At 61.1% G+C, this 23,000-nt stretch carries 16 protein-coding genes and 2 pseudogenes; 10 read left to right on the top strand and 8 right to left on the bottom strand.

What is annotated here, in order from left to right; all coding sequences use genetic code 11:
* The 6 genes and pseudogenes from IF204_RS17610 to IF204_RS17585 all read right to left on the bottom strand — a co-directional run.
* Positions 1–1,041 carry an aromatic ring-hydroxylating dioxygenase subunit alpha gene (locus IF204_RS17610; protein ID WP_067548342.1) on the bottom strand — a complete coding sequence of 347 codons (1,041 nt, stop codon included), beginning with the start codon at positions 1,039–1,041 and terminating at the stop codon, positions 1–3.
* 93 nt (positions 1,042–1,134) lie between these two features.
* On the bottom strand, positions 1,135–2,076 hold the full coding sequence (locus IF204_RS17605; protein WP_194098474.1) for a LysR substrate-binding domain-containing protein: 942 nt from the start codon (positions 2,074–2,076) through the stop codon (positions 1,135–1,137).
* Between the two features lie 57 nt (positions 2,077–2,133).
* Positions 2,134–2,891, bottom strand: a protein-coding gene (locus IF204_RS17600) for an IS5 family transposase (RefSeq protein ID WP_194098473.1) whose coding sequence is annotated in 2 segments (ribosomal slippage) — positions 2,134–2,567 and positions 2,567–2,891 — 759 coding nt in all. Because the reading frame shifts where the segments join, the coding sequence is not laid out codon by codon here.
* 28 nt (positions 2,892–2,919) lie between these two features.
* Positions 2,920–3,216: a hypothetical protein gene (locus IF204_RS17595; protein WP_194098472.1), complete on the bottom strand. Its 297-nt coding sequence runs from the start codon at positions 3,214–3,216 to the stop codon at positions 2,920–2,922.
* A 68-nt stretch (positions 3,217–3,284) separates the two neighbouring features.
* Positions 3,285–4,314 (bottom strand): annotated as a pseudogene (locus IF204_RS17590) (IS110 family RNA-guided transposase).
* Positions 4,315–4,416: 102 nt separating this feature from the next.
* Positions 4,417–4,617, bottom strand: a pseudogene (locus IF204_RS17585) (transposase); the annotation flags it as partial.
* A gap of 176 nt (positions 4,618–4,793) precedes the next feature.
* Between IF204_RS17585 and IF204_RS20280 the strand changes: the two are divergent.
* The 8 genes from IF204_RS20280 (at position 4,794) to IF204_RS17545 (ending at position 16,286) form a co-directional block, all read left to right on the top strand.
* Positions 4,794–7,109 (top strand): helix-turn-helix transcriptional regulator, encoded by a 2,316-nt coding sequence (locus IF204_RS20280; RefSeq protein ID WP_194098471.1) that lies wholly within the window; start codon positions 4,794–4,796, stop codon positions 7,107–7,109.
* A gap of 195 nt (positions 7,110–7,304) precedes the next feature.
* Positions 7,305–8,333, top strand: a complete 1,029-nt coding sequence (locus IF204_RS17575; protein WP_194098470.1) for an ABC transporter permease — start codon at positions 7,305–7,307, stop codon at positions 8,331–8,333.
* Positions 8,333–9,223, top strand: a complete 891-nt coding sequence (locus tag IF204_RS17570) for an ABC transporter permease (RefSeq protein ID WP_194098469.1) — start codon at positions 8,333–8,335, stop codon at positions 9,221–9,223. Before IF204_RS17575 ends, IF204_RS17570 begins: the two co-directional genes overlap by 1 nt.
* Before the next feature lie 2 nt (positions 9,224–9,225).
* Entirely contained in the window at positions 9,226–10,902 is a 1,677-nt protein-coding gene (locus IF204_RS17565) for a dipeptide ABC transporter ATP-binding protein (RefSeq protein WP_228069599.1), read from the top strand.
* 18 nt (positions 10,903–10,920) lie between these two features.
* Complete coding sequence (locus IF204_RS17560) at positions 10,921–12,477, top strand: hydantoinase/oxoprolinase N-terminal domain-containing protein (RefSeq protein WP_194098468.1); 1,557 nt, start codon at positions 10,921–10,923, stop codon at positions 12,475–12,477.
* Positions 12,470–13,582: a DUF917 domain-containing protein gene (locus IF204_RS17555; protein ID WP_194098467.1), complete on the top strand. Its 1,113-nt coding sequence runs from the start codon at positions 12,470–12,472 to the stop codon at positions 13,580–13,582. The genes IF204_RS17560 and IF204_RS17555 overlap by 8 nt, the downstream gene beginning before the upstream one ends.
* On the top strand, positions 13,579–14,694 hold the full coding sequence (locus IF204_RS17550; RefSeq protein ID WP_194098466.1) for a DUF917 domain-containing protein: 1,116 nt from the start codon (positions 13,579–13,581) through the stop codon (positions 14,692–14,694). Before IF204_RS17555 ends, IF204_RS17550 begins: the two co-directional genes overlap by 4 nt.
* Positions 14,695–14,714: 20 nt before the next feature.
* A complete protein-coding gene (locus IF204_RS17545) occupies positions 14,715–16,286 on the top strand; it encodes an ABC transporter substrate-binding protein (protein WP_194098465.1) in 1,572 nt (523 codons plus the stop codon).
* 267 nt (positions 16,287–16,553) lie between these two features.
* On the opposite strand, the gene IF204_RS17540 is transcribed toward IF204_RS17545, so the two are convergent.
* Positions 16,554–19,634 (bottom strand): AAA family ATPase, encoded by a 3,081-nt coding sequence (locus IF204_RS17540; RefSeq protein ID WP_228069621.1) that lies wholly within the window; start codon positions 19,632–19,634, stop codon positions 16,554–16,556.
* The gene (locus tag IF204_RS20145; RefSeq protein ID WP_265588454.1) at positions 19,631–20,722 is read right to left on the bottom strand and encodes an exonuclease SbcCD subunit D; all 1,092 of its coding nucleotides are present in this window, start codon (positions 20,720–20,722) and stop codon (positions 19,631–19,633) included. The genes IF204_RS17540 and IF204_RS20145 overlap by 4 nt, the downstream gene beginning before the upstream one ends.
* On the opposite strand from IF204_RS20145, the gene IF204_RS17535 reads away from it, so the two are divergent.
* Both IF204_RS17535 and IF204_RS17530 read left to right on the top strand, forming a co-directional pair.
* On the top strand, positions 20,696–21,631 hold the full coding sequence (locus IF204_RS17535) for a WYL domain-containing protein (protein WP_194098515.1): 936 nt from the start codon (positions 20,696–20,698) through the stop codon (positions 21,629–21,631). The two genes, IF204_RS20145 and IF204_RS17535, sit on opposite strands and share 27 nt — an antisense overlap.
* A 313-nt stretch (positions 21,632–21,944) precedes the next feature.
* A complete protein-coding gene (locus IF204_RS17530) occupies positions 21,945–22,934 on the top strand; it encodes a mediator of RNA polymerase II transcription subunit 4 (protein WP_194098463.1) in 990 nt (329 codons plus the stop codon).
* The last annotated feature ends 66 nt before the right edge of the window (positions 22,935–23,000 follow it).

Here is a 23,000-nt window from a genome sequence, read left to right as displayed (position 1 = left end):
TTACTGGCTCATCTTGGCGTCGACCATCGCCTCTTCGGCGATCATCGCTTCCAGTTGCCGCCGGAATCGCAGCTGGCCCGCGTCGATATGCAGGTCGATATGCGGTGACGTTTTTTCGGTCATGCCGATCTGCACCTCGTTCAGGACGGCGCGATCCTCTTCGAAGGCACCGCGCACGTCCTCGCTCATCATTTTCGACAGCTCTTCGTCGTCAGGACGGATATTGCGCAGCTGGAACCAGTAATAGCGCGTCTCGGTCTCGGTGGTCGGCGTCATGAAGTTGTAGCTGTCCATGACAAACGTCTTCTCGTGCAGGGTGCCATCGACGCCGCCGGTTCCGGCGGGGGTGAACACGGCGCGGATCAGCGCGTGGCTGGGATAGCGCACTTCGTAATGCTGCAGACGGTCGCAATTGCCCTCGAACTCGACAACCTTCTTGTAGAAGGGCGCGGGCTCGTGATCCATCATCCAGCGGTGGACGATGACGCCCGTGTCGGTCTTGGTCACGCGCAGCGGCGTGTCCTTGGTCGCCGCGGCCGCAAAGGAAGACTCGTGGACCCAGGCCACATGCGTCGGATCGAGCAGGTTGTCGCACATCAGCAGGTAATTGCAATTCAGCTCCATCGCCGCGCCGCGATTGATGCCCCATTCGGGGTTGTCGAAATTCGGGATGTCGATGATGTCCTCGGGGTCCGCGATCGCCGCATTGCCCATCCAGATCCAGACCAGCCCGTATTTCTCATGCACCGGATAGGGCCGCACCTTGGCGGCCGAGGGGATACGCCCGCCGCCCGGCGCCCAGACGCACTGCCCCGCGCAATCGAAGGTCAGACCGTGGTAGCCGCATTCGACATTGTCGTCCTTGATCCGGCCCTTGCTGAGCGGCAGCTTGCGATGCGGGCAGGCATCCTCCATCGCAATGACTTCGCCCTCGCTGTTGCGGAACATGCAGATCTTCTCGCCGAGCACCTTGACCTGCTGCAACTCGTCCTTGATCTCGTCGCTCCATGCGGCGACATACCATGCGTTCTTCAAAAACATGCCGGGACTCCTGACTGGCTTGAGTGTGGCTGGATCTTTTCGATCTATATTGAAGACACGCCGGAATTAAATGCCGTTCTGCAGGATGATTGTTTAGTTTTCCTGAGACCCAGGAGATCGGGGCATGCTTTGGTCCGAGCGCGCCTCGGACAGTATCCAGTTCAGGAACCTGCGCGAGACATCGTTCTCCAGCAGCATTGGCGACCAGCAGATGTGATAGGGTTCGGGCATGGGAATGGACTGCTCGGACAAGCGCACCAGCCGTCCCAGTTTCAGATCCATCGAGGCGAAGGAATGCTGTGCCAGCGCCACGCCCTGTCCGCTTGCGACCGCCTCCAGCGCCGAGCCGGAAAGCGAATGGATCGAGACGGGTTTCTGTTTGGGGCGCGGCTGATCCTGCGCGGCGAGCCAGTCGCCGAGGCGAGGCACGCTCGCATAGCCTGGCCCCCAGTCGATATCGACCCAAGGCAGCGATGCCAGTGCCCGGGGATCTGATGCCTCGGGGTGGCGTGCCAGAAACTCCGGCGCGCAGACCGGAAAGCAAACGTCATGAAACAATGCGCGCCGGTGCGGATGCACCTCGGACGCTGCAGCATAGGTAAGGCGGAACATGTGGTTCAGAAACTGCGGCTCCGGCTCCACATAGGTCGCCTCAAGTCGAAAGGAGGCCGAGCCGTGCGCTGCCTCGAAGCGGTGAAGGCGCGGATTCAGCCATTTCAGCAGCAACGTCGGTAGCCCCGAGATACTCACGTCCCGGTCGGCCATCCGCTCTGCCAACAGCCCCTGCGCCTGCTGGAGCTTGGCGAAACCCGCGGATAGCAAGTCATGATATGATCGCGCCGCAGGCGCCAGCGATGCGCGCCGGCCGTCCTTCATGATCAAAGGGATCTTGAGCTGTGTCTCGAGGATCTTGATCTGCTGGCTGATCGCGCCGGGCGTCACGCCCAGTTCCTTGGCCGCCGCCGTGACAGAACCGAGCCGCCCGAAGCTTTCGAAGGCCTGAAGCGCACGGAGAGGAGGAAGAGTGGATTGCATAGCCTGCCTATAACATGCGGTCGCACCAGATACACTTAGAAAGCCTAGGGTCAGGATTCATAACCAGTAGATGACGGTTGCCGCGAGAGCGATGGCTGAGAGAAAGACCTTTGGACAGCGGTCATAGCGGGTTGCCACGCGCCTCCAGTCCTTGAGGCGCCCGAACATGATCTCGATGCGGTTTCGCCGCTTGTATCGGCGCTTGTCGTATTTGACCTGGGTTTTACGTTGCTTTCGGCCGGGAATGCAGGCGCGTATCCCTTTGTCTTTCAACGCATCTCTGAACCAGTCTGCGTCGTAGCCTCGGTCTCCAAGCAGCCATTCGACCTTTGGCAAACGGCCCAGCAAAGCCCGTGCGCCGATGTAGTCGCTGACCTGTCCGGCGGTGACGAACAGGTTGAGCGGTCGTCCCTGGCTGTCGCAGATGGCATGCAGTTTTGTGTTCATGCCGCCCTTGGCTCGACCGATCAGGCGACCGCGCCCCCCTTTTTCGCGGCCATGCTGGTCGCGGTGCGGTGTGCCTTCAGGTAGGTCGCGTCGATCATCACGGTCTTTTCCTCACCGTGTTCGGCAGCCAGGCCGACCATCATTTGGGCGAAGATGCCTTTCTCGCTCCAACGCCTCCACCGGCTGTACAGCGTCTTGTGCGGACCGTAGGCTTCCGGAGCGTCTCGCCAGCGCAACCCATTGCGATTGATGAATATAATTCCACTCAGCACCCGTTTGTCGTCGACCCGAGGCTTGCCGTGGGACTTGGGGAAGAAAGGGGAAAGCTTGGCCATCTGCTCGTCAGTCAGCCAGAAAAGGTCGCTCATGTCACCGCTCCGTTTTCCGGGCCGTGAATCACGCAGCGCTCCGGAAATCAATGCATCCTGACCCTAGGATCTGGACTTCGGCAACGGGGTCGTCTCGATCAAGCGATTTTACGCAGTCAAATTGATCCGCCAAGGCGGTTTCTTCGGATTGGTTTCGCCCGTCGTTGTTTTCCGGCTGCCTTCGGCTGAGGCCCTTGGGGTACATGCTTCGGTTCGTGGTCAGCGCGGCGGCTGCCAACATGATGCTGGTTCGATGTAATTCCGATGTGCCGATCTCATAGGCGTTCTTGACGGGAGTCAGCGACAGTCCAAACCACGGCATCATCGGAACCACGTCCCTGCGGGACCTCGACAGCCTGCGATCAGACAGGCAACGGGTGACTTGGCAGCCGGTTAGGCAACGTTCGGCGCGGCTTCCGCTTGGAGGGTTGTGCCATCGACCCAAATCCAATGAAGGATGACCGCGATGCAGCATGCTAGGGCGACCATCGCGAATTTGCGACCACGGCGTTGCGCAAACTGGGCTCCCCATGTTCTCAGCCAAGTCGAACGGTCACGGTTCATCATGACCGTAGCGGCCTGGCACAACGCACGCCTCAGTTTTACATCACCTGCTTTGGTGATGCCGCCGGAAACATCTCGCTCACCGGACTTCTTGCGTGAGGGTGTCAACCCAACCCAGGGACCAACGCTCTTTGCAGATCGAAAGCGGGCCGGATCGTCGATTGCTGCGCGGAAAGTCAGCGCTACAACCGCACGGATCCCCGGCATCGTCATTAGACGGCTGCATACGGGGTCGTCCCCCCGCAAATTGGCGCACGCGCTTCTCGAGACCGGCCAGTTCCTGTCGCAGGCATGCCCTGACCCGCAGCATAGGTGCTGTCGCGGTTTCCAACATGAGGTTGTCTTCCGCCAGTTCCCGGATCCGGGCTTCAAACCTACCGCGAGAGATCGCGCCAACTTTCAGACCAAAGCTCCTGAGCAGTCCTCTGAGCGACATTTCCAAAGCGATCATGTTCTGCTGAATCGCTTTTCGAGCACCGAGCACAGCGCGCATCTCCTGCGCAGAGAATGACTTGCAATGCACTGGGCGGAACCATCCAAGGTGAAGCAGACGCGCAATTCCCTCGGCATCCCGCCGATCCGTCTTGATGGGCATCGCCTTCAGCGCGCCTTTCACCTGACGCGTCTCCATAAGGACCGCATCAAGACCAGCTTCGATCAGTCCTTGATACAGCCATTGCGACAGCGGCCCGGCCTCCAGGCCAATCGCCGCGATGCTGCCGTCCAGATCATCCAGCCAGCGCGCCAGAACCTCAGGTGCGCTTTCTATCTCTGCCTCTTTGAGGATCTTGCCATACTCGCTGATCACGCAGACTGAGGTCTTCGCAAGCGATACATCCAATCCAACAAACAACTTCATCCCGTCATCCTCCATGTAGGGTCAATACGATAATGGCGACAGCGCGGTGCTGATCTGACAAGTGGCAACGGTCGTGCGTGACGCAGGCCCCGATATAGCATCTCATAGCCAATAGATGACGAGTGCTGCGAGTGGGATGGCTGACAGGAAGACCTTCGGGCACCTGTCGTAGCGTGTTGGCACACGCCGCCAATCCTTGAGCCTGCCGAATAGGATCTCAATCCGGTAGCGCCGTTTGTAGCGACGCTTGTCGTACTTTATCGGTTTCTTCCGCAGTTTTCGGCCAGTGATGCAGGGGCGTACCCGCCGCAGACGCTTTGGGATAAGTCTATCTGGGAAAAGGCGGAGCCTGCCATTCAGCCGAGTGGTCTAATGGAGCCTCTCAGGTCAAAGGTATATTCGCGGACCGCCTTCGTGGGGATTGAACCGACCTTTCGGATCGGCTCGCGTCATGGCAGACTCTCTTCTTTGACCTTGGTGTGGTGGATATCCAATTGGTGGAAGAAGGACAGGATCGCGAAGAGCTCGTTGACGCGGCCGATCGTCTGATTTCGCGCCTTGGCGCCGGACTGAGGGTGATTCTGTTGCACGCGCTGCCGGGGGCCGGGAAAACGACCCTGCTGTCCCGGCTGGCGGCTCGGCGCGGGGTTGCCGTTCATCACGGGATGCCGGACGATCTTTCCCCGAAAGACAGTCTGGTTCTTGTCGATCTGCCAGAGACTTCGTCCATCGCGCTGCCTGGCGGCGATGCGCCGCCCTGCATTGTCGCCGCAAGGCCGGAGCAGATCCGCGACTTCTCGCGCCTGGCACTCTATGGTGAGGTCAAGTCAGTCGGGAACACGGACTTGTTTCTGCCCGACGATGGTTCGGAGGCATGGCGGCGGTCGTCCGGGTGGCCGGCGCTTTACGGACATTACCGGCGCGCACCCGAAGATGACGCGACGGTGCTGGCTTTTCTGAAATCCACGGTATTGCCCAGTCTGACGTCCGACCTGTCGGCATTGCTTCAATCGGTCTGCAGCGCGCATCATGGGGTTGTCGACAACCGGCTGTCAGAAACGCAACGGGCGGGATTCACATGGTTGCACCCTGTCGTCGTGCGGTCCCCGCACGGGGTCTGGCACCTGCCGGACACACCCTTGTCGGACCTGCTGCGCCGGGCCATGCAGGACGAACCGCAGATCCCGGCAACCGCGCGCATTCTGTATCGCGGAGGCGAGCCGGACGCGGCCATTCGTGGCCTGTTGGCGGCGGGGCGGCGCAAATCAGCCGTGTCATTGTTGCAGAAGGGCGGAGGGGTGATGTTCGGTCACCGATACGGCCCCCATGCGGCGCGCGCGGTTCTCGACGCGTTTGGCGAAGACAATGACCCATCGGTGCTGGCGCTGAAAGCGATGACGGTCATGAAGGCCGGACAGGTCGGACATGCGAAACGCTTGCTCGATGCGGCCATGAGTGATCCCGCGATTGCGCGGAATGTCGAACTTCGGATCGCGCGATTGCTTTTGCAGGTCTATAACGACAGCGCGGCGGTCTGGACGGGGTCTCAGTCGGAATACGGGGCGCTGCTGGCTGAAATTCCGCCCGAAAACAGCATTTTGCGAGGGTCGGTCTACAACATCGCGCTCGATCACCAGATCGAAATGGGCATGACCGGCGAGGCCGAGGCGACGGCGACCCGTGCCTTGCTGCACTATCGTGAGGCAGAGGCGCCCTACCTCGCGTTTTACATCCATGTCCACTTGTCCCTGATGCATCTCATGCAGGGGGCGGTCGCCAAGGCCGAACCTTACCTCGACCGAGCGGCCGAGGAATTGGCGGCGACACCATTCGATACGCCGCAGGATGATCGGTTCCTCGAATTGCTGCGGGCACAGGTGGCCTACGAGCGGGGTGAGCCCAAGGCCATGGCGGATTTCGCCGAAACCGCCTTCGAGGGCTTCGTGTATGGCGAACTCTGGCCAACCATAGCCGAGCAGGCGTTGGCGTTCGGGGCAGAGGCTCTGTTGCAGATGCGGGGTGTTGAAGCGGCAATGTCCTATCTCGAAGGGTGGCGTGTGCAGATGTGGCGGACGCGCCGCTTTCGGCTCGCCGTCGAGCGGCGCGAAATCATGCTGCTGCAAACCGTGCGGCGCTGGCATGAAGCGCGGACCAAGCTCGAGTCGATGGCCACGCGGATCGGGCGGGTCTGGATCGACAGCGCGGGAGAGAACCTCGTTGATCTGCGCGACGCCGAAGATATCATGCAGGCCCTCATCTGGTTGCGGCAGCACCTTTTCGAAAGGCCGCGGGATCAGATCCTCGCGGACCGTTTGTCCTTTCTGGCGGCCAACCCGAACCTGACATGGCGGCAAAGCCAGATCGTGAAGATCTGGCAGGCCGTCTCGGCGCGCAGGCGCGGGCAGGTCGGGGATGCGCGCCACCTTCTGGCGGATGCGCTTGAACATTGCACGGCGCGACAGTGCCTCGCGCCGATATTGGAGGAGCGCCCGCTGGTGATCGGGCTTCTCGACGATCCCCGGATGGCGGGTGGCCCCATGCGCCATGTGAAGCCGCCGCGCCAGCTGCGCACCGGTGTTGTCGGCCAGGCGCCCACAGGAGGCCTGTCGCGGCAGGAATTGCGGGCGCTGCTGTTGCTGGTCGAAGGGTGTTCGAACAAGGAAATCGCGCACCAGATGAGCGTCAGCCTTCCGACCGTCAAGTTTCACCTGAAAAACCTTTTCCGAAAGCTCGACGTCTCGGATCGGCGCAGCGCGGCCATGGCGGCGCGGCACGCGGGAATCGTCGAGACCTGACGGTCCCCCGTTAGCCTCTCTGAAGACACGGCCTTTCTTTTCCCGGCAAACAACCGGGCGAGAATGGGTGCGTCCAACATCTGCATCTAAAAAACCTATCCTAATATCTAAAAAACCTATCCCACTCCTTTCTGGATTTATATCCGGCGGTTCGCGAAGCTCTGGTCATCGGCCCCAAACGGAGCGTTGCACCTCATGCATTCGACCTTTCTTGAATTCCTTTTGCGAAGGATCGTCGGCTTCGCCGCAGTGCTTCTGGTGCTGTCGCTGATGATCTTTCTTCTGGCCCGCGTTGTGCCCGGTGACCCGGCCCGCATGGCGATGGGGCCCGCTGCAAGCGAAGAGCAGGTTCAGGATCTGCGCGAAGAGATGGGCCTCGAAGACCCGTTGCCGACCCAATACATCCGTTTCCTGTCCGGTGCGGTGCATGGCGATTTCGGCACGTCCCTGATTTCCGGCCGCCCCGTGACGGACGAGATCATGCGGGTTCTGCCGGCCACTTTGGAACTCGTCCTTGTCACCCTGCTTCTCATGGTCGTGGTCGGTCTGCCCCTGGGCGTGATGGCCGCCCGGCACAGGAACGGATGGGTCGATACGGTCTTGCGGCTTTTGTCGATGGTCGGGGTCACGATGCCCGCTTTCCTCGTGGCGATCCTGCTACAGCTCTTCGCGGCCTACTACCTGTCCGACTGGCCGCTTCTCGGGCGCATTGACCGCGATCTGACTGTGCCGGACGGCCCGACCGGTCTGCTGATCATCGACGGGTTGCTGTCCGGGCAATTCGCGGTCGTCTTGAGTGCGCTTCAGCATCTGGCATTCCCCGCGTTGGCCTTGGCGCTCTCGGGGATCGGGCAGATCATGCGGATCACCCGCTCGGCCATGATCGAGAACCTCCGCCGCGATCACGTGCAGACCCTGCGCAGCTTCGGCGTGCCCGACCGGGTCGTGACCTTCCGCTACCTTCTCAAGCTCTCGTCCATTGCGCCCCTCACGATCCTCGGGCTGGAATTCGCGTCGCTCATCGGCAACGCCTTCGTGGTGGAGATGGTCTTCGTCTGGGGTGGCTTCGCCTCGCACGGGCTGGAATCGATCATGCAGAACGACCTTAACGCCGTGATGGCGGTGGTGATGGTCTCCGGCATGTTCTTCGTGCTCGCCAATCTTGTCATCGACATTGCCATCGGCGCGCTCGACCCGCGCCTTCGCTTGAAGGAGGGCCGCTGATGTCCGCCAATTCCGTTTCCATTCCCGAGCCTGACGCCCCGGTTATCCTGTCAGCCCGGCGCATGGCCTGGCTTCGGTTCCGCTCCAACCCGGTGGCTCTGATCGGTGCCTTCATGGTCATCACTGTCCTGCTCTGTGCAGCATTCGCGCCGTGGATCGCGCCTTATCCGGATCATGCGGGCAACGTGATCGACTTTGCCAATCGCCACGCCGCGCCGTCCTCCGAACATTGGGCCGGGGCCGACAAGGTGGGCCGCGATATCCTGAGCCGGGTGATCTTCGGTTTCCGTGTTTCGCTGCTGCTGGTGGTCGGTGTCCTCGGGGTTGCGGTTCCGGTCGGCGCGTCCCTTGGCCTCTGTGCAGGGTATTTCGGCGGCCGGACAGAGTTCCTGATCACCGGCTTTACCAACGTGATGCTGGCCATTCCGCCGCTTGTCATGGCACTGGCCGTCGGCAGTGTGCTGAGCCCGACGCTCATCAACGCAATGATCGCCATCGCCATGCTGTGGTGGACGTGGCACGCGCGGCTGGTCTACCGGGTCGCCAAATCCGTTGCGGCTGAGGATTTCGTGGAAGCCGCACGGCTGGCCGGGGCAACTCATTGGCACATCCTGACCAAGGAAATCCTGCCCAATTGCATCGCCGTGATCTCGGTCAAGACGACACTCGACGCGGCCTTCGTGATCCTTTTCGGCGCAACGCTGTCCTTTCTTGGCCTCGGCGTTCGCCCGCCCACCCCGGACCTCGGGTCGATGGTCGCCGACGGGCGTCAGTTCCTCCCCGAGATGTGGTGGGGCGTGCTGACCCCGGCACTCGGGATTTTCTACGCAACCCTCGGCTTCAACCTGCTGGGTGACGGGCTGCGCGACATGTTTGACGTGGAGGTCTGAGAATGGCGCTTCTTGAGATCAATGACCTGAACGTCTCGTTTTCTTCCTACGGCCAGCGCACCCAGGTTCTGCGTGATGTGTCGCTGAAAATCGAACAAGGCCAGCGCGTGGCCCTGATCGGGGAAACCGGCTCAGGCAAATCCGTGACGTCCAAGACGATCCTCAACACCCTGCCCGGAAACGCCAAGGTCGAGAGCGGCCAGGTGTCGTGGCGCGGAGAGGACCTGCTGAGCAAATCCGATGGCGAGCGCGAGCGCCTGAAGGGGATCGAAATGTCGGTCGTCATGCAGGACCCGCTGTCGTCTTTCAATCCGGTCTTCACCATCGGACGGCATCTGGAAGACGTGCTCTACTGGGCCGACCGCCGCGCAGGCAAACGGCGCAGCCGCGCCGATCGTGTGACCCATATTCATGATGTCTTGCGCAAGGTGCAGCTTGGCGACCCCGAGCGGGTGATGGCCTCGTATCCGGCGCAGTTGTCGGGCGGGATGCGGCAGCGGGTGCTGATTGCGCTTGCCCTGATGAACCGCCCCGCGATGCTGATCGCGGATGAGCCGGGAACGGCGCTGGATGTGACCACGCAGGACGAAATCCTGCGGCTCATCAACGACCTGGTCACGGAAGTGGGCCTGTCGCTCCTGATGATCACGCATAACCTCGGCGTGGTGCGGATGACGGCCGATTATGTCTACGTCATGCGCAAGGGCGTGATCGTCGAACACGGGCCGCTGGAGCAAATCTTCGACAACCCGCAAACCGACTATACCCGCGAACTGATCAATGCGATCCCGCCGCTCTACGGCGCATCGGTCAAGGATCAGCCGGTCTCGTCCGAGGCCCCGCTGGTCAAGCTGGAAGGCGTGAGCAAGACCTTCACGCGTCGCCATCTCCTCGGGGCGAGCGATCACACCCATGCGGTGCGTGACGTGTCGATCGACATTCCACGGGGTGAGATTTTCGGGCTGGCCGGTGAAAGCGGCTCCGGGAAAACCACCGTGGCCCGCATGGTCATGGGCATGATGGGGGCCACCTCGGGCAAGATCACCGTGGATGGCATGGATCTGAGCGCCCAGAAAGACGGGCGGATCGATCGCAAGCTGGCCCAGATCGTTTACCAGAACCCGGGCACGTCGCTGAATCCCAAGCGCACTGTCGCGCAAACGCTGGACGTGCCGCTGCGCTTCGCCGGGCTCGATGCGACCGACCGGGCAAAACGCACCGACGAGTTGCTGGAGCGGGTCAACATGCCCCGCCATTTCGCGGCCCGTTATCCGCACGAGTTGTCTGGAGGGCAAAAACAACGGATCGCCATCGCGCGGGCGCTGGCCGCCGATCCCAAGCTGATCGTGCTGGATGAACCGACATCGGCACTCGATGTGTCGGTGCAGAAGCGGGTCATCGCATTGCTGGAAGAGCTCCGGTCCGACCTTGGGCTGACCTTCCTGTTCATCAGTCACGACCTCTCGCTCATGCGCAATTTCTGCTCGCATATCGCGATCATGCTGCGCGGCGAACTGGTCGAGCAGGGGACACCGGCGCAGGTCTTCGCCGAACCCAAACACCCCTACACGCGCGCGCTGATCGCTGCCGTTCCGGTCATCTCGACCGAAGAAGAGGCCGCGAAGCCGATCGTTACACAAGCCGAAAAACAGAAGTTCCTCGTGTCCTCTGCGGCATGACCTGGAAGGAGAAAACGCATGGTTTTGAGATTGGGAATTGATGTCGGGGGCACGAACACCGACGCCGTCATTCTGGACGGGCGCAAGGTGCTGGCCGGCGTGAAATGCACCACGACGGAAGACGTCATGAGCGGCATTTCGGAAGCATTGGAGGCGGTGCTGGAGAAAGCCGGTGTCGAACGCGCCAACGTCGATGTTGCGATGATCGGCACGACGCATTTCACCAACGCCGTGATCGAGCGCCGCGCGCTTGACCCTGTGGCGGCGATCCGGCTTGGCTTGCCGGCAACGGCCTGCCTGCCGCCGATGGTGGATTGGCCCGAAGATCTGGCCGAGGTGGTCGGCGGCCATCGCTACATGCTGCATGGCGGCTACGAGTTCGATGGCCGCGAGATTGCCGAACTGGACCGCGACGGCCTGCGCCGTATCGCTGACGAGATCGTCGCCAAGGGTATCCGCACCGCTGCCATTTCCTCGGTCTTCTCTCCGATCAACCGCGAGATGGAAGAAGAGGCACGGGACATTCTGCAAGCGGCTGTGCCGGGTTTGTCGGTCGTGCTGTCGAGCGAGATCGGCCGGATCGGCCTGCTGGAACGCGAAAGCGCCGCGATCATGAACGCAAGCCTGCTGTCGCTTGCCGACAAGACCATCACGGCGTTCGGCGATGCGTTGAAAGGCGCGGGCCTGACCTGCCCGTTCTACGTCACCCAGAATGACGGAACGCTGATGGCCGCCGACATGGTGCGGCGGTTCCCGGTGCTGACCTTTGCGTCCGGCCCGACCAACTCTATGCGCGGGGCTGCGTTCCTGACCGGCGTGAAAGACGCGATCGTGATCGACATTGGCGGCACCACCACCGATGTGGGGTCGCTGCAAAAGGGTTTTCCCCGGCAGGCATCGACCGTGGTCGATGTGGGTGGTGTACGCACCAACTTCCGAATGCCTGACGTTTTCGCCATCGGTCTCGGCGGCGGCACGATTATCTCGGGCGAGAAGGATGATCTTACCATCGGGCCGAAATCCGTGGGCTACCGGTTGGGCTCCGAGGCCCGCGTGTTCGGCGGCGGGACCCTGACCTGCACCGACATCGCGGTGGCAGCGGGAGAAGCCGAGATCGGCGACCCGTCCAAGGTTTCGGATATGGACCCAGATTTCGTGGCGGCGGTGAGAGCCCGCATCGGAGAAATGCTGGAAGACGCTGTTGAACGCAGCCGTGTCAGCCCAGAGCCGCTGCCGGTCATTGCAGTGGGCGGCGGGTCGATCCTCGCCCCTGACCGCATTGGCGATCTGGAGGTTCTGCGCCCTGAAAACTTCGCTGTGGCCAATGCCGTTGGCGCGGCCATCGCCCAGATCTCGGGCGAGGTGGAACGTATTTTCTCGCTCGCCAGTCAGTCCCGCGAGGATTGCCTTGCTCAGGCAGACTCCGAAGCCCGCGCCACGGCCATCAACGCCGGCGCTGTGGCCGAAACGCTCGACGTAATCGAGCGCGAAGACGTGCCGTTAGCCTACCTGCCCGGCAATGCAACCCGCATCCACGTCAAAGTGGTCGGTGACATGGAGGGGCTCGATGCTTGATCTGTCCAACGGAACCGTCAGCCTGACCGAACAGGATCTGGAAGCGCTGGAAATCGGCTCGGGGATCCTCGGGACCGGCGGGGGCGGCAACCCCTATATCGGCAAGCTGCGCGCGAGAGAGGTTCTGCGCGCAGGCTATGAGCTGCGGGTGCAGCCGCTTGAAACGCTCGACGACCAGGCGAAGGTGATCCCGCTCGGTGGTATCGGCGCGCCCCTCGTCTCGTTCGAACGGATCAAGGAAGGACGCGAGGGCCTGCGGTGCCTGCGCGCTTTGGAACAGCGACTTGGCATTACCGCCGACGCCGTGGCCTGCGAGGAAATCGGTGGCCAGAACTCGATGGAGCCACTGGTGACGGCGGCTCTGGCCGGGCTGCCGGTGGTGGACGGAGACGGCATGGGCCGGGCCTTTCCGGAAATGCAGATGACGACCTACGCCATTTACGGGCATCGCTCGACGCCGTCGGTGATGTGCGACCCGCATGGCAACATTGTTATCTTCGATCATGCGATCACCGAGAAATGGCACGAAACCATGGCCCGCGCCTGCGTCGTCGCGCAGGGGGGCGCTTCGGTTCTCGCCGCCGCGCCCATGTCTGGCGCGTTCATGAAGCGCTATTCGATCCCGCACACCTACACCCAGGCCATCGGCCTCGGTTATGCCGTGCTGGAAGCGCGCCGCGACCATGAAGACCCGATCAAGGCGATCTGCGACCGCGAAGGCGGGCGGCAGGTTTTCGCGGGCAAGATCACCGACCTGAAGCGCCACTTCAAAGGCGGCTTCAACGTTGGGGTCGCCCAGATCGAAGGGCTGGAAGGTTGGCGCGACTCCGAAGCAGAGATCGTGATCCAGAACGAATTCCTGATCTTCAACCGCGATGGTGAGGTCGAGGTTTGTGTGCCTGACTTGGTCGTGGTGCTCGATCTCGACAGCGGGCTGCCACTGACGACCGAGGTGCTGCGCTACGGACAGCGGGTCGCTGTTCTAGCGTTGCCCTGCCATCCGCTGCTGCGCACCAGCGATGCGCTCGATGTTGTTGGACCAGCCTGCTTCGGCCATCCCGAAGTGACGTTCCGTCCGCTCCCGGCGAAGGAGGCCGCGCCATGAGCTTTCACATCGGGCCGGAAGATATGGAGGAGATCGCCCTTGGCGGCGCCTTCCTCGGAACCGGAGGTGGCGGCGATCCCTATATCGGGCGGCTGATGGCGCAGTCGATGATGCGCAAGAACGGCACGGATGTCGAGGTCGTCGATCCCGCGGATGTGCCTGACGATGCGCTGTGTGTCCCCGTCTGCATGATGGGCGCGCCCACGGTGATGGTCGAAAAGCTGCCCAACGGTGACGAAGCCCTGTCGGCGCTTGGCGCACTGGAGGACTATCTCGGCCAAAAGGCGGACTACCTGATCTGCATTGAGGCGGGCGGCCTCAATTCCACCATTCCTTTCGCCGTGGCTGCCCATACCGGGCTGCCACTGATCGACGGGGACGGGATGGGCCGGGCTTTTCCGGAACTGCAGATGGTCAGCCTAACCTTGCATGACATTGCAGCGACGCCGATGGTGATCGCCGATGACAAGGGCAACAACGGGGTGTTGAACGCAATCTCCAACCTCTGGACCGAACGGATGGCCCGCTCGGTGACGGTAGAGATGGGTGGGGCTGCGTTGGTCGCTCTATACCCGATGTCTGGCGCGCAGATGAAGGCGGGGCTCCTGCGCGGAACGCTGAGCCTCGTGCGCGATGTCGGCAGGTTGATCAAGGCCGAGCGAACGGCCAACCGACACCCCGGCAACGCTCTAATTTCGCGTTGTGGCGGTGTAGACCTGTGCACCGCGCGGGTGGTCGATATCGAGCGGCGCACCGTTGGGGGGTTCGCCCGTGGGAAGGCACGGCTGCGTGGCCTCGACGCCGATCAGGGGCGCGAGTTCGTGCTTTCTTTCCAGAACGAGTTTCTTTGCCTGGAAGACGCCGACGGAACGCCCCTTGCCCTGACGCCCGACCTGATCTGTGCGCTCGATGCCGATGGCGGCCTGCCGGTCACAACCGAGTCCCTGCGCTTCGGCCTTGGCCTTCGCCTGATCGGGTTGCCCGCCGATAAGCAATGGCGCAGCCCCGAAGGATTGGAACTCGCCGGGCCCGGCTACTTTGGCTACCCGCACACCTTTCAACCCCTTGAAACCCTTGCTGGATCACCAGCTCGGGAACCTGCCCTCACTTGATTCAACAGGAGACCAGACCAATGAAAAAACTACTCAATGCAACTGCGATGGCCGCTGCCATCGCCCTGACGCTGCCCGGCGCAGCGGCCGCACAGGAAACCGATGTGCGCATCACCGTGAATGTTGTGCAGATCTTCGGCACAATCGACCCGTCCAAGATCACGGACTACACCGAGTACATGGCCGCCGTGAACCTCTATGACGCCATGACGACAGTTGACGCCGACGGCGCCGTAGTGCCGCAACTGGCGGACAGCTGGGAAATCTCGGACGACAATCTCGACTACACCTTCCATCTAAACCCGAACGCGACCTTTACCGATGGCAGCCCGGTCGAAGCCTCGGATGTCGTTTATTCCATGCGGCGTCTGCTGACCCTGAACGAAGGCCCGGCCTATCTGTTCACCGACGTGGTGTCTGAAGACAGTATCGTGGCCGTGGATGCCCACACCGTTCAGATTACCCTATCCGAGGTTTATTCGCCGTTCCTGGCCATCACGCCGCTTCTTTTCGTAATCAACGAGGGCGCAGTAGAAACCACCGAGGATGACCCTTGGGGCGAAGATTTTCTGTCGGAAACCTCGGTCGGGGCTGGCCCCTACACGCTGGCCGAATGGTCGCGAGGATCGCAGATGACCCTTGAGCGCTACGATGGCTATCACGCCGGGTGGCCGAACGAACGCCCGATTGATGAGATCCGCTTCGTGATCACCCGTGACGAGGCGACCGTTCGTTCGTTGGCCCGTCGAGGAGAGTTGGGCCTGTCTTCGCAGTATCAGGCAACCGAGACCTACGAGGGGATCGCTGCGCAGGACGACTATCGCCTGATCGAAGCGGAAACCGCGACAGGCTTCTACTTCAAGCTTAACAACCAGGTTGCGCCGACCGATGATATCCATATCCGTCGCGCGATTGCCCTCGCGACGGATTACAACACCATCCGCGACGTTCTCTATCCCGGCGCGCCGATGACCGGCCCGTTGGCCAGCACCTTTACCGCGGCGGTGCCCGCGAATGCCGAGGAGCCGGTCTTCGACCTTGAAGCAGCCCGCGCTGAGGTGGAACAGTCGCCTTACTACACCGGAGAGCCTATACCGCTGACCCATGGCTATGTCGCCAACACGCCTTTCGAGGAGGAAATCGCCCTTTTGATGGCATCGAACCTCTCCCAGATCGGTTTCGAGGTGACTATCCAGCCCGACCCGTGGAACCGGATCACCGAACTGGCCACTTCGCCGGAAACCACGCCGCATTTCAGCCAGATCTTCTACGGGCCGACCTATCCTTCGCCGGACTCCGTATTCTATGTTCAGTATCACTCGGCCGCGGCAGGGACCTGGTCTTCGATGGATTGGGTGATGGACCCCGAGATCGACGCACTGATCGACCAGTCGCGTCTTGAAACCGATCCGGACGCACAAAATGCGATCTATCAGGAGATCTTCACGGCCCTGAACGAGGAACAACGGACCATCCCGCTGCTGGCGACGCTACAGCGCCATGTGATCCACGAATGCCTTGAAGGCTTCGCCTATGTTCCGATGCAGAGCGTTGCCTTCGATTTCTCGCGCTACTACTGGACCTGCGAGTAAGGTCTCACGCTGCCAGATGTTCTGGATGAACATGAATGCCTGCCGCCCGGCGGCAGGCATTCGCATGTCATGCGGTTCGCAGGGTGGCTGTCGCGTTGCCCTTAAATCGGGCAAAATTCGGTGCTCAACGCGCCATATCTCGGACTTATGGGCTACGCGACATCTTGCTTTCACCATCGCCCCGAACTGCCCAACCGCCGCGGACGGATACCGTGCGCCCTGACGACAGACGGCGGGTGTGTGCCTTCCGGTAATACCAGCGGTCCGTCATCCCATACCCGTTCTTTCCTCGACCCGGCTGCCGCTTGGGGTCGAGCGCACGTAAAAGCCTTGTGGAATAGCCTCCTGCACCAGCCCGACGTGCGAGATCAGGCCGACGGCCCGGCTGCCCTCTGTCAGCGCAGCAAGAACTTGGATCACCTGATCCAACGTGCCCGCGCCATTCTCGGTGTCGAGGCTCCCGAAGCCTTCATCGATAAAAATTGTGTCCATCCGGATCTTGCCCGAAAGGCTCTCGACCACATCAGCTAGCCCAAGCGCGAGGGCCAGAGCCGCGATAAAGGTCTCGCCGCCTGACAGCGTGGCTGTCGGGCGCGCCTTACCGGTGTTGATGTCGAAGACCTCGATTTCGAGCCCACGCTTGCCGCGACCGCCAGATGCCTCGAGCCCGCGCGTCAGCCGGTAGCGCCCACGTGTCATAGGGTCGAGCCTCATATTCGCCGCCTCGAGAACCTGGTCGAACATTGCACCGATCGCGAAGGTCTCGAGTGTCATCTTGAAATCGTTCTTGCCGTTAGCCAGATCGGCCAGCCCCCGGAGCGGACCGATCTCGGTTTCAAGCCGCTCGGTTTCGGCCAGCGCCGCCGCAAGCGATTCCTTGAATTTGGTCAGTGACAATACATCCGTTTTCGCTGTGGCGAGTGCAGCATTGGCCGCGTTCACGGTCTGGGTGGCGTCTGCCAACGCCAGCTGAAGCGGGGCAAGATCCGGGCGTTCACGATCTACACAAGCGGCCGTGGCGTTCTGCAATGTCGTGCGAGCCGCGATCAGGCCCTCACGATGATCGGATACCGTCTTCTGGTCGGCATCGAGGGTCGGGAAATGCGCCTTGCAAGCATCATATCCCGCTTTGTCCAGCCCGACCTCGGCAAGCCGAGCACCAAAATCATCTTGCGCCTTTTTCACGCGCTGTTGCTGCGCGTCGCGCGCCCGCTTTTCTGCTTCAAGCTGCTCTTGCGCACGGGTGAGCATTTCACTGGCGGCTCGGTCCTGTTGCGTCGCCACTTCCAGCGCCTCGGACAGTTGCCTTTGCTCTCTCTGCAAAGCCTCCCGTCGAGCGACAACCGCCTCGGGCGTGCGCAGACCTTCCGGCAGGGCCTCGATCACTGTGTCCAGCTTGGCGCGCGCGCCGGCAAGATCGGTCTCGGCCTTTCCCGCAGCGGTGCGCGCCGTAGCCTCGGCAGCTTCAGCCTCAGTCAGTTTCAGCTTGAGTTGGGCCAACTGCTCCGCCATCGCGTCTAAATCGACCGCTTCTCCAAGCGCGGCGACGTCGCCTTCAAGCCGTGCGATTTCAACTTCGAGTTCCGCCAACGTGCGCTCAGGACGTTCCTGTTCCTCAAGCGCCCGCTTCTTTTCGTCGAGCCGCATTCGAAAATTGCCGAGTTCGCTTTCGGCCCGAACTCTGGCTTCGGAGGCAGTTCTCGCCTGAACCTGCGCACTCCGAAACGCTTCGGTCAAACCAGATTGTTCGAGCGCACCATGGGCAGGCGCAGGATGATCATGGGAGCCACAGACAGGGCAGGGCGCTCCTTCGGTCAACTTTTCGGCCAGAATGATCGCTTGCGTGCGCGAAAGCCGTGCCTCCGCTTCTACCAAATCCGCGTCAGCGGCTCGCGCCGCGTCAGTTCTTGTCGCCAGTTCGTTCGATGCCTCATCGACATTTCGTTCAGCATCCGCGACAGCTTCTTGCGCCTTAGCATACGCCGCTGCCTTGACCCTTTCTCGGTTGACCTCGGCCAACTCGCCGGTCAGCTGGCCTCGATCCGTTTCGGTCTTTCGCGCTTGATCAAGCGCCAGATCAGTCGCATCGCGCTGAGACTTGAGCTTCTCTAGGGCATCTATGGCCTCGGTCAGAGCCTTCTTCGCTGAAGCTTCGTCCTTCGCAGCGTCGTCAAACGCGCTTCTAAGAGCCGCTGCTTGACCGACCTGGTTCTCGATCGCCTCCAACCTTGTCAGGTCAGCCTGAACTTGCTGCCGCCGGTCCTCGCCCGACTGTGCCTCAAAAAGTTTTTTTCCCGCCACCTCCTTCGCGCCAGTGGCGATGTCTAGTTCCGCCTCGACCTTTGTGACAGCCTCCACCGCATTCCGGCTTTCCTGCTCCGCATCGCGCAAAGCCGTCTCAAGATCACGGGCCTGCATGGCATTCCGGACAGCCTCAATCCGCTTGGCCAGTTCTTCGACCTCGGCCGTTTTCTTTTCTAGATCATCGAATGCCTGCTGTGCCGTATCGACAGCAGAAAATGCTTTCTCGATTTGCTCGCCTTCGGTCAGAGCTTTACGCGCGGCTTCGGTAGCCATCGCCGCGCCGTTCTGAATTGCCTGCTTTTCTTCGACTTTTGTTTCGGCTGCGGCAATCCCGAATTCTAGCGCCTCCGCGCTCTCAAAACCACGTTCCTCGAGTCGAGCCACGTAGAGAGCGCGCTGGTCGCGCAACGCTCGTTCTGCCTCTGAGGCTTCTTCTTTCAGCCGTGCGGCGAGATCGCGATAGATCTTCACGTCGAAGAGATCCCGCAATATCTCGACCCGCGCATCCGTTTTTGCGGCCAAGAACGTCTCGAACTTGCCTTGCGGTAAGAGCACGATCTGTCGAAACTGATCTGCCCCGTAGCCAAGCAGCGCCTCGATTTGCTGCCCAACTAGCGAGACCTTCTTTTCCGCAATGACACGGCCAGACTGACTCGGACCAAGAGTGTCCACCGGAATCCCGGTGACGTCGAATAGCGAGGCTTCCGCCGCGTCCTCAGTGGTCCCTTCACCGCGTGCCTTCGGACGTTCCTGCGCCGGACGACGACGGATGAGGTAGGTCTTGGCGCCCAGCTCAAAGACGAATTCGACTTCGGTAGGTAGATCCGACGCGGCGTGATCCGAGCGTAGTGAACGTGGTTCCTGATCAGTCTTGGTCGGCGCCCCGAATAGCGCGAAGGACATCGCCGAAAACAGCGTCGACTTTCCCGCGCCGGTCTGACCATAAATTCCAAATAGACCCGTCTCCAGCGCGGACCGGAAATCGACTACCTCGGTTGTGGCAAATGGCCCGAAGGCTTGAAGCGATAGGCGAATGGGTCTCATGTCTGCTCCTCCCCGGAGGCTACTGCGTGGAGCTTTTCCGCGACGATCGCGACTTCGGTGGCGTTTGGTTCCCGGCCGCGCACAACCTTCACGAAGTCGCCAATCATCTCGATCGGCGTGACCGCGGCCCGCCCGCTGCCGAGCGCCTTGGTCTCTGCCGCGCGCTCCTGCCGGGCATAGGCCAGATGGCAAGCATTGGGATAGGTCGCGCGTAACCGCTTCATCGGATCGATCAGAGGGTTTTCATCCGTCAGGATAGCCTGGATGAAGTCATCAGACGGCGTTCCTTCCAGAAGATCCGAGAATGCCCCGGTAAGCGAGCGAACCTGCCTGATCGGTCGGAACGGTACGATGCGAATCTCGACCCCTTCAGCTTTAATATCGACGACAGTCATGGATTTTTCGTTTCCCACCTCGTCGAAACCGAAAGCGAGCGGTGCGCCGGAGTAACGAATATGGCTCGCGCCCACTTCCTGCGGCTTGTGCAAATGCCCCAGTGCAACATAGTCCGCCCCATCGAAGACATCGGAGGGAACAGTTTCGATGCCCCCGACTCGCGTCAGGGCGCGCTCGGTCTCGCCGACCGCACCCCCCGCGACGAAAGCATGGGCCACGACGACCCAACGCGCCCCATCAGGCACCTGCCCCCTCGCCGCAGCGATCTGGGCGGCAACTACCTCCGCCGGCGCACTAATGCTTTCATCCCCGAACACCTCGCGTGCGGCGTATTCATAGGAAAAAGGCAGTGCGGAAAAGGCGACCTCGCCATGCGCGTCACGCAGCACCAGCGGCGCTTCCACCGCATCGGCAATCCCGCGCACCAGCACACGAGACGCGGTGGAAAAGACAGACATTGCCTCGATCCGGTCGCCAGAATCGTGGTTTCCAGAGATCATAACCACAGCGGCTTCGGTCTCCTCTGCCACGCGTTTGAGGAAGCGATTGAACTGCCGGATCGACGAATTGGGCGGCGAGGCACGGTCAAAAACGTCCCCGGCGATGACAAGAACATCGACCCGATCGGCCACGAGCGTTTCAAGGATCTGACCCAGGATGACCTCATGATCCTCCTCGAGGCTCAACCCCATGAACTGCCGCCCCAGGTGCAGATCTGCCGTATGAAGTATTCGCATCAGATCAATCCATTTTCTATACGTATAGTAAATGTATGGACTATGCGAGCGGAGTCAAGTATTACTCGGCGTATGAGCCTGAAAGCCCTCAAGCACGCGCAACGTGAGCGAATTTTGTTCCTCGACCAATGTCTGACCTGGAGAGGTCAGGCGAACCGCCGCGACTTGATCGAACGCTTCAATATCTCGATGGCACAGGCTGCCGTTGACTTTCGAACCTATCTTTCTCTGACGAATACGCCGCCAGTCTACGATGCCACAGAGAAGGCCTATTTCTCGACCGGCGACCACTGCGCATTGACTGAGGCTGGCCCGGAACAAGTTTTCGAATTACTTGATGGCAAGGCGACATCGCTTGGCGCGAGCATCCCGCTTCCCACTCGCGTGATGGATTCCACCGTTGTCGCACAGCTCTACCGCGCCATGAACGGCGAACGAGACATCCAGATTACCTACACCTCGATGACAAGCGGCCTCTCCAACCCGCAGTGGATCAGTCCAGTTCAGTTTCATTTTGACGGAGAGGCAATTTATCTCCGCGCCTGGAGCTATAATCACGAGGCGTACCGCGATTATCTCCCAATACGAATAACGAAACAAATCGACATGAAAACGCGGGAGAGGCCTGCTCCCCTGCCTTTTGACACGGACTGGAACAGCTTGGTGCGCTTGTGGATACGTCCGCGTTCAGATCTATCTGATGCACAAGCTCGAGCCGTCCGGCTGGAGTACGGCTTTGACGACAAGACGCATTTACTGATCGAAACTCGCAAGGCGCTCGTGTTTTATGTCGTTAGAAGATGGCGGCTGAATCAGGAAAAGGCGCGGCTCGAGTTGGAAATAACGGAAGAGGTGGATAACTGAGCCCGTGTTTTGAGACTAAATCGGAAAGCTACTAAGGCACCGCCCGTAACCTGCTCACGTGGAGCCAAGCCGTAAAGACCTTTTTGCCGGGTCTGTGCCCGCGATGACCGAGCTGCAGTTGGAGAATTGCCATATTCGGTCGGGACCCTGATTGTAAATGCGCGAGAGAGGCGGCGCGCGTCGAAGGCCGGACAATCCGAAGTTCGACTTGCCGCACACTTAAAGCGCATCATAGGCCGCCGTTGGAAAACCAGCTACGTGGTTTACGCCGGCCGGGCCTTGAAGGGAGGCGCCGAGACGAATGAGTACCGAAATGGACGACCGGATCGAAGATAGCGACATCGAAGTCTCCTACCTCGCCTGCATCGATGGCCATGGCCGGGAAGCGGAAATCCTCCGGACCTTACAGGCGGTCACTGCGGAGCTCGACAGACTTGTTGACGGCGACCTTTTTCTTCTGGCGAGACTCTTCGGCGCCATGACAGCTAGTCTCTACTCGGAGGCGCAAAAAACCGGCACTGAGCCAGACGAGGCGCCTGAAATCAGCGCTGCGATGCTCATTGACGCGATGACCGCGCACTCGGATCCTTCCGACACGGAGCCGGACGCAGAGGCAGACATCCGCGAAGCGGCTCCCACGCCCTGGAGCGTTTCGAACGACATGAGGTACAGTAAGGAAGGCCGCCGCCTGCACTTACTGCAGTTTGGTGACGACGTTGCGGGGTCCGGGGCAATCACGTATGAGGATTTGCCGCTAGACCTGGAAAAAACTGCCGAGACCCTGAACGGGATCGAAGCGGGCTATCTTCGGGCAGCGCGCGAGGCTTCCCTCGAGGTCCGGTCAGTATCGCCTGCCCGAGAGGTCGGCGAGGAGACGAACTATGAGGACGAAAACATCTTCTACGCCGACCGGCATCTCTACCACGGCTATCTTTGGCGTGGGCATGTGCGCGGCTTCTTGGGCGATTGCGTCCGACGTTTCGACATCTCGTCGATAGACCGCTTGGATGAGATCTGCCGAAGACTGCCAACCCACCTCGCCGCCATCGTTGTCGATGAAATGCGGGGCGTGGCCGAGGATGTCCGGTCCTTGGCTGCGGCCACGTCCGGCGCAGTCGCCGAGGGCATGCCGGTCCAAGACTTCCGCGACATGGTCGCGGAAAGGGATTTCTCCCGATTTCCTATGGTCAAGGTGAATCCTTGGCTCGGCGATCTCTGTCGCGACGGTCATCTAGTTAAGGGGACGAAAGGCAGCCGCGTGGCCTATTGGCCGGGTCCGGCCGGCTGGCCGTTCCCGTCCTGAGCCCCGCCGACACTACTTAATGCGGGACTTCTCCGTCAGCTTGCCGCAACATACCGGCGCGAACTC

Source organism: Marivivens aquimaris, assembly GCF_015220045.1.
Lineage (GTDB): Bacteria > Pseudomonadota > Alphaproteobacteria > Rhodobacterales > Rhodobacteraceae > Marivivens > Marivivens aquimaris.
The sequence above is the reverse complement of the archived record's forward strand: the minus strand, read 5'-3'. Positions and strand labels throughout refer to the sequence as shown.

Coding starts and splice junctions, on each gene's coding strand:
- IF204_RS17555 (WP_194098467.1), top strand. CDS start 12,470: ATGCTTGATCTGTCCAACGGAACCGTCAGCCTGACCGAACAGGATCTG.
- IF204_RS17575 (WP_194098470.1), top strand. CDS start 7,305: ATGCATTCGACCTTTCTTGAATTCCTTTTGCGAAGGATCGTCGGCTTC.
- IF204_RS17545 (WP_194098465.1), top strand. CDS start 14,715: ATGAAAAAACTACTCAATGCAACTGCGATGGCCGCTGCCATCGCCCTG.
- IF204_RS17565 (WP_228069599.1), top strand. CDS start 9,226: ATGGCGCTTCTTGAGATCAATGACCTGAACGTCTCGTTTTCTTCCTAC.
- IF204_RS17535 (WP_194098515.1), top strand. CDS start 20,696: ATGATCCTCCTCGAGGCTCAACCCCATGAACTGCCGCCCCAGGTGCAG.
- IF204_RS17570 (WP_194098469.1), top strand. CDS start 8,333: ATGTCCGCCAATTCCGTTTCCATTCCCGAGCCTGACGCCCCGGTTATC.
- IF204_RS17610 (WP_067548342.1), bottom strand. CDS start 1,041: ATGTTTTTGAAGAACGCATGGTATGTCGCCGCATGGAGCGACGAGATC.
- IF204_RS17560 (WP_194098468.1), top strand. CDS start 10,921: ATGGTTTTGAGATTGGGAATTGATGTCGGGGGCACGAACACCGACGCC.
- IF204_RS17540 (WP_228069621.1), bottom strand. CDS start 19,634: ATGAGACCCATTCGCCTATCGCTTCAAGCCTTCGGGCCATTTGCCACA.
- IF204_RS17605 (WP_194098474.1), bottom strand. CDS start 2,076: ATGCAATCCACTCTTCCTCCTCTCCGTGCGCTTCAGGCCTTCGAAAGC.
- IF204_RS17595 (WP_194098472.1), bottom strand. CDS start 3,216: ATGATGCCGTGGTTTGGACTGTCGCTGACTCCCGTCAAGAACGCCTAT.
- IF204_RS20145 (WP_265588454.1), bottom strand. CDS start 20,722: ATGGGGTTGAGCCTCGAGGAGGATCATGAGGTCATCCTGGGTCAGATC.
- IF204_RS17550 (WP_194098466.1), top strand. CDS start 13,579: ATGAGCTTTCACATCGGGCCGGAAGATATGGAGGAGATCGCCCTTGGC.
- IF204_RS17530 (WP_194098463.1), top strand. CDS start 21,945: ATGGACGACCGGATCGAAGATAGCGACATCGAAGTCTCCTACCTCGCC.